The 9,894-nt window shown below is 72.4% G+C and carries 4 protein-coding genes; 3 read left to right on the plus strand and 1 reads right to left on the minus strand.

Translation table 11 applies throughout. The features are described 5' to 3' along the window. Positions 1-106: 106 nt before the first annotated feature. Positions 107-499: a response regulator transcription factor gene (locus tag AC08OO_RS14305; RefSeq protein ID WP_476618628.1), complete on the plus strand. Its 393-nt coding sequence runs from the start codon at positions 107-109 to the stop codon at positions 497-499. Positions 500-571: 72 nt separating this feature from the next. Here the strand turns inward: AC08OO_RS14305 and AC08OO_RS14310 are convergent, their stop codons facing one another. Continuing rightward, positions 572-1,045 carry a hypothetical protein gene (locus AC08OO_RS14310; RefSeq protein ID WP_476611298.1) on the minus strand — a complete coding sequence of 158 codons (474 nt, stop codon included), beginning with the start codon at positions 1,043-1,045 and terminating at the stop codon, positions 572-574. Between the two features lie 736 nt (positions 1,046-1,781). Between AC08OO_RS14310 and AC08OO_RS14315 the strand changes: the two genes are divergently transcribed. Together AC08OO_RS14315 and AC08OO_RS14320 are read left to right on the plus strand one after the other, a co-directional pair. Continuing rightward, a complete protein-coding gene (locus AC08OO_RS14315) occupies positions 1,782-2,861 on the plus strand; it encodes a helix-turn-helix transcriptional regulator (protein ID WP_476611299.1) in 1,080 nt (359 codons plus the stop codon). A gap of 1,476 nt (positions 2,862-4,337) precedes the next feature. Continuing rightward, positions 4,338-9,894 (plus strand): beta-ketoacyl synthase N-terminal-like domain-containing protein (locus AC08OO_RS14320; protein WP_476618629.1); only part of this gene is annotated, 5,557 nt, incomplete at its 3' end.

The raw sequence follows: 9,894 nt of genomic DNA on the forward strand, positions 1-9,894 counted from the left end.
GCCGAGCGGGGGGACGCCGAGCGGAGAGGTGGCGGTGCCCGCGCCCGCGTGGCCGGCCACCCCACGTCGATCCGTCATGAGCGGGCGAATGGCACGTCCGGCCCGCATGACCCCCGCGGCGCGCTCGGCGCCGCCTGACCGTGACAGGCAGGGGGCCGGCGTCCCGCGCGGCCCCTCCGGCCCCTCCGGCCCCTCCGGCCCGGCGGGCTACGGCCTTGGGACGGGAACAAGTCCGATCTCCCCAGGGCAGCCGGGGGCGCGTGAGCGCTCACCCGGTTCCAGGGCCGGGCGGGGACCCGGGGCGGGCGGCCGGCTCAGCGACCGGGAACTCGCGGTCCTCAGCTATCTGCCGACGATGTTGACGACCGCCGAGATCGCCGCCGAGCTCTTCGTCTCCGTGAACACGGTGAAGACGCACCTGAAGAGCATCTACCGCAAGCTCGACGTGCCACGGCGTCGCGACGCTGTACATCGCGCGCGTGAATTGCGTCTATTGTAAATAGTCATACCGTTTATCGTAAAAATAAATTTTAGGTGGGAGGTCAACGGCCCGGTGGTCGGGGCGCCGCGATCAGGATGACGGTGATTCAGTGAATCGCGGCGGGCACGGGGGTGGGTACCCTCCCCCCGAGCCGGGTCCGTCGTCCACTGCGTCCGCATAGCCGGCATCGGTGCGGTCGCTCTCCGTGTAACCGGGGCCCGCGTGACCGGCATCGAGGTAGCCGGCATCCCTCTGGATCCTGTTGGACCCGGGCTGCGGTGGGCCGTACCGGTATGTGCCGAACGCCGCCGTTCGTTCGATGCGCCGCCCGATCGGTCCGGGACCAGGCCCGATCGGTGTCCGCCCCGCTCCGCGGGTACGTGCGGTGGCCCGTGCCGGTGCCGGCAGGAAGGCGCGGAGCAGGCAGATCATCGATGTCACGATCCCCGTGATCATCAGGATCAGGCCCAGAACCTGGAGATCCACTCCGGTGGCGTGCCAGGTGAGCGCGTAGCGCAGGATGGCACCCACCACGACCAGGAAGACCGACCGCCCCAAGGTCATCGCCTTCGTACCTCCGCCTCTCTCCTACCGTGGCTTTGGTCTCCTGCTGTGGCTTCGACCGGTCGATGATCGGTGCATGGCCACATCGCGCCCCGGCCGCGCTCGATGGTGTCCGCGCTCGATGTGTCGTCGTCGTGGAGCGGCACCATGGGATGGGTGGTCCGTGCGGGGAGCGGAGAACTCAACCCCTCCGGAGGCGGGCCGCGGACCGCTGGCGAAACCGTGCACTGCCGCTGTGGATACCCTGCGTGACCAATGTTCATGCTGTCGATGTCGGTCGGGATCCGGGGCTCACCCGCGCCGGAGGACGTTTTCCGGTTTCTTTCGCGGCCGCGATCGAAGCCGGGGAGCCAATCTCGTACTTGTGAGGTAGCCCCGACGGGCGGTGCCAGCGGGAGGGAAAAATCACCTCGAGCCACTGCCGGGGGCCGCCGGACGCCGCCATCCCAAACGTTTACGTGCGTTAAGGTCGCGTTTTCCCCGGCTGAGCCGAAGATGCGGGGTGAGTGTGATCGGGGGGGCGTGGGCGACTACTGGCGTAGCGAGGGAGGTGGGCCCTACGCTTGCCGAACCTGTCCAACTTCGCCGGAAATCAACCTGGCGGCATCGTCCCTAGCGGACGAGGCCTGGCGTCGGTTCTGAGTTCTGACCCCCCCCGGAGGCACGTGTGACCGACCGAGTTTCCCGCCCGCATGATGTTATCGGTGAGGACGCACTACATCGGCCGCGAATTGGCGTGACCGTCGACACATCCGCCGAGGCCGCTGCGGCGGGCCGGGTCGCGAGGCGTGTCTCCGCGAGCTCACCCGCACCGCTGACCCCGCCGCACCGCTCGCCGGCCACCCGGCATTCCGCAGCCACCGGCGCCGGTGCGGGGCGACCGCTGCACCAGCGCTCCGGCCCGCCGGGGAGCGGCGTGCCGATGGGCGGCTCGCCGATGGGCCGCGGCGACGCGCCGAGCGCCACCGGCCGCGCGGTCTCGGCCGGCGGCCCGCCCGTCCGGTCCGCTCCGGTGGCGCGTACCGCGCCGATGCCGCGGGACCTGGCTCTCGGCGCGGCCGAGCTGCGCGGCATCCTGCGCGTGGTGGAGGACTGCGAGCGGGCGTCGTCGCTGGCATCCTTCCGCGAGCTCGCCCTGGACGGCATGGCCCGGCATCTCGGTTACCGGCATTCCGCCTTCTTCCTGGGCTCCTCGCTCGAGACCGCCTTCCAGGACGCCCGGCCCACCGGTCGCGGACTGGCGCTTCGACTCGCGGGCCCCTACCTGGAGCGTTACCGGGAGCTGGAGGCCCTCAGCAATCCGGACAGCCTGCGTTCGGTCCGCGAGCGGGGGCTCGCCACCCTTGACGATCTCGGCGTCCCGGAACGCCCGGAGGTGCGGATGCGCCTGGAGCGGTTTCTGCGGGCACACGGCATCCACGCGAAGCTGCTCATCCGCCTGTTCGGTCCGTCGAACGTGGGCGCCGTGGTGTCCCTGCTGGATTCTCGGCCGGGCGCGTTCGGACCGCGGGACCGCGCCGTCGGGGCAGTTCTCGGGCGGCATCTCGGTAACCTCCTGCGTTTCTACATCCGGGCGGACCCGGGCCCGTCGGTCGCGGGCAAGCTGTCGGCGCGCGAGCGCGACGTCGTCCGTCTCGTCGCCGAAGGCCGTTCCAATCGCCAGGTCGCCGAGGCGCTGTGCATCAGCATCGACACGGTCAAGCACCATCTCACCCATGCGCTCGTGGCGACGGGGTGCACGAACCGGACCCAGCTGGCGATCGCGTGGCAGCGGGAGACGAGCGCGTTCGCGGCCCCCGGCAACCCGCGGCCCTGAAACTGTGACGTCATAAGGTCATGAGGCCGCTGCCGTGGATGTTCGATCGGCGGGATCCGTGGGATCCGCGGCGGTGCCGATGATCTACGACCTCGGATTCGAGCCGCGAACCCCGGTGCGCCACCGCGCGGGACGCGGTCGCCGGCACCTGGTCCTCCGATGACGGCGATCATGATCGACCTCTCCGTCGGGGCCGCCGGCATTTCGGCGCGAAGGGATGAGGCGAGAGCCCGGTCCCGATGATCGAGCAGTGGCGGGAACGGACACCCTGCGTGTCCGTTCCCGGTGCCGACGGCCGCGTGCCGATGATCCCACCCGGGTGACAAAGCCGGTCCGTGGTAATCGATCTGGCCTCGCCTGACCGGTCCCGAGGGTCATGTCCTGCACGCCCCGCGACGACTGTCGCTTATTGTGGCTGAAATGTTGCCATTGGCATCCCTATTGAGGTCGTTGCCGGAAAGTTGATCGGATAAGCTTGCGATCGATGGCGCGCTGTGACTAGGTTGGCCGATGTCCCTTCTGGTCCGCATGGGGTCTGAAGGAGTCAGTCCCCGTCCGTCAGCGCCTGACCCGGCCGGCGGCGACCACGATCGATTTTCAGGACGGTGTCCGCCCGTGGTTCCATACCTCCCGGGGCGTCGTCCTCGCATCCGATTTCTCCAGGCCCTGCGCGTGCGGGTGTGTGTTGCCGGAAAGTAGCCACATCTGTTCATCGCCGCATTGGATGATCGATACTGAAGAGAAACCGCCGCGACCGGCGACCGGGATAGCGACCTGCGTGATACTCATTCGTAACCTCCATCGATGGCCGCAGCGATTGATGACGTCGCCCGGTGCACACCCCTGCGGGCTCTGTGTAATCCCGATCCGCGACATCGTCATCGATGTCCGGCGGTGGGCGAGCCGGCGACTGGATGCCGTCCGAACCTGGTCACGGCGACCGCGCCAGTGGTCCGATGGGCCCACGATCACCGCTGTGGTCCGGCGCCGCGCAATGATCCCAACCGAGCCGGCTAGTATTCCGCGCACGTTGGCAATCCTGTGTCGGCTAATCGGATGCGGCCGCCGTGGGACCGGGGGACACCAGTTCCGCGACAGCCTGTTGGGGGTTGGTTCGTTTTTCGCATACTCAGGGCGGATGCGGCTTCCCGGATGTCTGCCGTCCCGACGGCACTGACCAGGAGGTCTGGATGGTGCGGGCGGTCCCGTCGTCCGAAACAAGTCGATCATGCTGGTTCGGTGGGTGAGTTCCATGGCCTCGATGCGCCGCCGCGACGATCGTGCGGCAGCGGGCGCGCCGCTGGCCACGGGTCTGCCGGCTGCCCGCCTGCCCTTGCGGTGCCCGCCCACGCGGACCAGCGATTACCCGCCCATCCGGACCAGCGATTGCCCGCCCATGCGGACCAGCACAGCCCCCTCAGCCTCTGCCCCCTCAGCGCCCTGCCTCAGGCGGGGACCGGTCGGGAGGACCAGCCGATGACCACTGCACCCAGCGCGTCACCCGTGGCCTCGCCGGCCAACCCCGCCGACCGCGATCCGCTCGACGCCCGCGAGCTGGTCGTGGTGATCACGCCGTTCGCCGAACCGTCCGCGTCCCTGGTCGCCGCGGTGCAGCGGGCCGGAGGGCTCGGGGTGCTGGATCTCGGGCTGCTGGCCGGACCGGCGCGTGATGCGCTGCGGGACGCCGCGCGGTGGGCGCCGGGCCGGTTCGGGGTGCGGGCCGCCCCCGGCTGCCCCCTCGGTCCCGACGAGCTGCCCGCGAGCGTCGGGACTGTCGTACTCGTCGCCCGATCCGGTCCGGATCCCCGATCCGGCCCCGTCGCGTGGGCGGATGCCGGGCCGGGCCCGGGGAGCCGCTGGGACATCGGCGCGCTGACGAGCCGGTGGCGGACGAGCGGGCCGAGTGGAGAGGCGCGGCGCCGGGTCTGGGCGGAGGTCACCTCGGTTGCGCAGGCGCGCGACGCGGTGGCTGCGGGGGTCGAGGGGCTGATCGCGCGAGGTAACGAGTCCGGGGGGCCTGTGGGCGACCTCACCACCTTCACCCTCCTGCAACATCTGCTCGCGCAGGCGTTCGTCACCACCGAGGGCGCGCCGTTGCCCGTGTTTGCCGCTGGCGGGATCGGTCCGGCCACCGCGGCGGCCGCGGTGGCCGGCGGCGCGGCCGGCGTGGTCCTGGACTCCCAGCTCGCCCTGGTGCGTGAGATGGAGCTGCCGGCACAGGTCGCGGCGGCGATCCGCGCGATGGACGGCAGCGAGACCACCCTCCTCGCCGGCTACCGGGTGTACACCCGCCCCGATCTGCCCGTCGCCGCCATGACGGGCGCTGCCACGGCGATCCCGTTCCGGCTGGGTGCGCGTGATCTGCGTAACCAGTTTCTCCCGGTCGGCCAGGACGGAGCGTTCGCCGCCGATCTCGCCGACCGCCACGTGACCGCGGGCGGTGTCGTACGGGCCGTGCGTCAGGGCATCCGCGAGGGCATCGCTGCCGCCACCCGTACCCGTCCCCTCGCCCCCGGTGCGCCCTTCGCCGCTGTCCGCGGCCTGCGCCACCCGGTCGTGCAGGGACCGATGACGCGGGTCAGCGACCGGGCGGCGTTCGCTCGTGCCGTCGCCGACGAGGGCGGGCTGCCTTTCCTCGCCCTGGCGCTGATGAGTGGCGAGGACAGCCGCGCCCTGCTGGAGGAGACCGCGGACCTGCTCGGGGACGCGCCCTGGGGGGTCGGGGTCCTCGGGTTCGCCCCGGCGCCGCTGCGGGCCGCCCAACTCGCCGCCGTGCATGACGTGCGTCCTGCCTGCGCGATCGTCGCCGGAGGTCGCCCGGCACAGGCGGCCCCGCTGGAGGCCGCCGGCATCGACACGTTCCTGCATGTCCCGTCCCAGGGGCTGCTGAACCGCTTCCTGGCCGACGGCGCGCGCAAGTTCGTCTTCGAGGGGCGTGAATGCGGCGGGCACGTCGGGCCGCGGGCGAGCTTCCCGCTGTGGGAGGCGCAGATCGCCGGCCTGCTGGAGTTCGGCACGACCGGTCAGGCCGGTCCGGACTTCTTCGCGGGCCTGCATCTGCTGTTCGCCGGGGGCGTGCATGACGCCCGTTCCGCTGCGATGGTCGCAGCGGCGGCCGGGCCGCTCGCCGAGCGGGGCGCGAGCGTCGGCGTGCTGATGGGCACCGCGTACCTGTTCACCGCCGAGGCCGTCGCGTCCGGGGCGATCCTGCCGGGTTTCCAGCAGGCCGCTCTCGACTGCGAGCGCACCGTGCTGCTCGAGACCTCTCCCGGTCATGCCACCCGGTGCGTGGAGTCCGCGTACGTCCACACCTTTCTGGGCCGTCGCCGTGAGCTGATCGCCGCCGGCAACTCCCGCCAGCAGATGTGGGAGGAGCTCGAGGCGCTCAACCTCGGCCGGCTGCGGGTCGCGAGCAAGGGCCTGCGCCGTGAGGGCAGCAAGGTCGTCACAGTCGATCCCGCGACCCAGGCCCGGGACGGCATGTACATGATCGGACAGGTCGCCGCCCTGCGTTCGCGGCGGACGAGCATCGCCGAGCTGCATGACGAGGTCACCGCGCAGGCCACGGCCGGGCTCGCCGCCCGCTCCGCCGAGCTGCGCTCCGCCGAGCTGCGCTCCGCCGAGCTGCGCTCCGCCGAGCTGCGCTCCGCCGAGCTGCGCTCCGCCGAGCCACGGCCCGCCGACAGGAGCGCGGCGCCCGACCGCCCGGGCGCCCGGCCGCTCGACATCGCGATCGTCGGGATGTCCGCGATCTTCCCGGACGCCCCGGACCTGGCCAGCTTCTGGGCGAACATCGTCGCCGGCAACGACGCCATCCGCGAGGTCCCGGCCGATCGCTGGGATGCCGAGGTCTACTACCACCCGGACGCGGTGCTCAGGGACGCTGGCCGCAGGACGCCGTCGAGATGGGGCGGTTTCCTCCCGCAGGTGCCGTTCGACGCGCTGGCCTACGGTATCCCGCCGAAGTCGCTGCGCAGTATCGAGACCAGCCAGCTCCTCGCGCTGGAGGTCGCCGCCCGCGCGCTGCGCGGCGCCGGGTACGACGTGGGCCAGAAGGACGTGGGCCAGAAGACCGCCGGCGAGAGTCGGGCGTTCGACCGCTCCCGCACGTCGGTGGTCTTCGGCACGGAGGCCGGGACGGATCTCTCCGGTGCCTACAGCTTCCGCTCCCTGTGGCCGGCGCTGCTCGGGGACCTGCCGGCCGAGCTGGAGGAGTTCCTGCCGGAGCTGGACGAGGACTCGTTCCCGGGCATGCTCGCGAACGTCATCGCTGGCCGGGTCGCCAACCGGCTGGACCTCGGCGGGGTGAACTTCACCGTGGACGCGGCCTGCGCGTCGTCGCTCGCCGCCCTCGACGCCGCCTGCAAGGAGCTCGTCGCGGGCACCTCGGACATGGTGCTGTGCGGCGGCGTGGACACCCACGCGGGCGCCCACGACTTTCTGCTGTTCTCCTCCGTCCATGCGCTGTCTCCGGGCGGGCGGTGCCGCAGCTTCGACGCGGGCGCCGACGGCACCAGCCTCGGCGAGGGGGTGGCCGTCATCGTGCTCAAGCGGCTCGCGGACGCCGAACGGGACGGCGACCGGATCCACGCCGTCATCCGGGCCGTCGCCGGTTCCTCCGACGGGCGGGCCCTGGGGCTGACCGCGCCGCGCAAGGCCGGCCAGGTGCTCTCCCTGGAACGGGCCTACGGGCGGGCGGGGATCTCGCCCAGCGAGATCGGTCTGCTGGAGGCGCACGCGACCGGAACGGTCGTGGGGGACCGCACCGAGCTCGCCACCCTCACCGAGGTCTTCACCAACTACGGTGCGACGCCGGGCCAGTGCGCGGTGGGTTCGGTGAAGTCGCAGATCGGGCACACGAAGTGTGCGGCGGGCCTGGCCGGTCTGATCAAAATGGCCAAGGCCGTCGAGACCGGGGTGCGGCCGCCGACCCTGCACATCGAAACGCCGAACGCCTATTGGGACGCCGAGACCAGCCCGTTCTACTTTGACGACGTCGCCAGGCCGTGGGTTGCCCCGGCCGCGCGGCGCCACGCCGGTGTGTCGGCCTTCGGATTCGGCGGCACCAACTTCCACGTCGTGCTGTCCGCCTATGACGGCGGACCCGAGCCCGCCCACGGCCTCGACAGCTGGCCCGCGGAGTTGTTCGTCGTCCGCGGCACCGACCGGGCGGCGGCCACCCGGGCGCTGGACCGGCTGGCCGAGCTGATCGTCGCGAACGACGCGGCCGGACGGCCGTTCCGCCTGCGTGACCTCGCCTCCACCGTCTGCGCGGAACGCGGCGGCCCGGTCCAGCTCGCGTTCGTCGCCGACGACCTCGACGCGCTGCCCACCGCCATCGACCAGGCGCGCACGTTCACGTCGAACCCTCGGGCGGGTCTGTTCGTCCGGGACCAGGACGCGGATCCGGGTGCCACCGCGTTCCTCTTCCCCGGTCAGGGCAGTCAGCGGCCCGGCATGCTCGCCGACCTGTTCATCGCCTTCCCACGGCTGCGGTCCGTGCTGGACCTCGCCCCCCGGTGGGCGGATACGATGTTCCCGCCGGCGGCCTTCTCCCGGGAGCAGAAGGCCGCCCAGGCGGCCGCGATCACCGACACCCGTGCGGCCCAGCCGACGCTGGGGCTCGCCGGGCTTGCCGTCCACGACCTGCTGACCAGCCTCGGGGTGCGCCCGGACCACGTCGCCGGGCACTCCTACGGCGAACTGGTCGCGCTGTGCGCAGCCGGGGCGCTGGACCGGCGGGACCTCATCGGCCTGAGCGAGGCCCGTGCCGCGGCGATCCTGGCAGCCGCTGGCGACGACCCGGGCACGATGGCTGCGGTCTCCGCGTCGGTCGAGCAGGTCCGCGCCGCGCTCGACGGGGCCGTTACGGGTGGGGAGGCCGGACCGGGCCGGGTCGTCGTGGCCAACCACAACGCCCCGCGGCAGAGCGTGATCTCCGGGCCGACGGACGCCGTTGCCGCCGCCGTGGCGGCTCTCGGCCGGGCCGGCATCAGCGCCAAGCCGATCCCGGTCGCGTGCGCCTTCCACAGCCCGGTGGTGGCGGAAGCGGCGACGGTGCTGGCCGCCCGGCTCGATGAGGTCGAGGTCGAGGCGCCGACCCTGCCGGTCTGGTCCAACACGACCGCCGGGCCCTACCCCGGCAGCCCGGACGAGGTGCGGGCGGCGCTCGCCGGTCAGGTGGCGGCGCCGGTCAGGTTCGTCGAGCAGATCGAGGCGATGTACGCCGCGGGGGTGCGGACCTTCGTCGAGGCCGGGCCCGGCCGCGTCTTGGCGCAACTCGCCGGCAGGATTCTGGCCGGTCGACCGCACCGGGTGGTGGCCACCGACGTCGCCGGCGAGCCGGGGCTGCGCCGGTTGCTGCTGGCCCTCGCCGAGCTTGCCGCCGTCGGCGTCGAGCTCGACCCCTCCGCGCTGTTCACCGGCCGCGACGCCCGGGTGGTCAGCGCGACGGACCTGCCGCGCCGTCCCGGCTGGCTCATCGACGGGGCCTATGTGCGCACGCCCGACGGCCGCTTCCTTCCTGGTGGGCTGCGGCCGCCGACCCGGCTGACGGCGCGGACGACGTCACCCGGGGTCGCATCCGTGCCCGGGGTCGCATCCGTGCCCGAGATCGTCGGCGTGCGCGGGTTCGTCGAGGACACCGTGGCGCAGGCTCCCCCGTTCGACCGCGCCGGCGTAACCGACCACAGCGAGACGACCGACGACCCTGCGGCGGGGCCCGCCGGACTGGCCGAACTTGGAGGTGACGGACCGGTGGACGCCGTGGTGCTGGAGTTTCTGCGGACCACCCGGGAACTGGTCGCGGCGCAACGTGACGTCGTACTGGGCTACCTGGGCATCGACCCGACCGGCCTGGCCCGGCCCGGCCAGCTCTCCGAGGGGCAGCCGGCGGACCTTGTGCCGCCGCGGCCGGGGGTCGTGTCCGACGACGCGCGGGGCTTCGTGCCGCCGCGGCCGGGGGTCGTGTCCGACGACGCGCGGGGCTTCGTGCCGCCGCGGCCGGGGGTCGTGTCCGACGACGCGCCGGACA

The sequence above is a fragment of the Frankia sp. CeCAU1 genome (genome assembly GCF_977971845.1).

What these genes read in the sequence shown, in the direction of transcription:
- AC08OO_RS14305 (WP_476618628.1), top strand. Translation starts at nt 107, where the DNA reads ATGACCCCCGCGGCGCGCTCGGCGCCGCCTGACCGTGACAGGCAGGGG.
- AC08OO_RS14310 (WP_476611298.1), bottom strand. Translation starts at nt 1,045, where the DNA reads ATGACCTTGGGGCGGTCGGTCTTCCTGGTCGTGGTGGGTGCCATCCTG.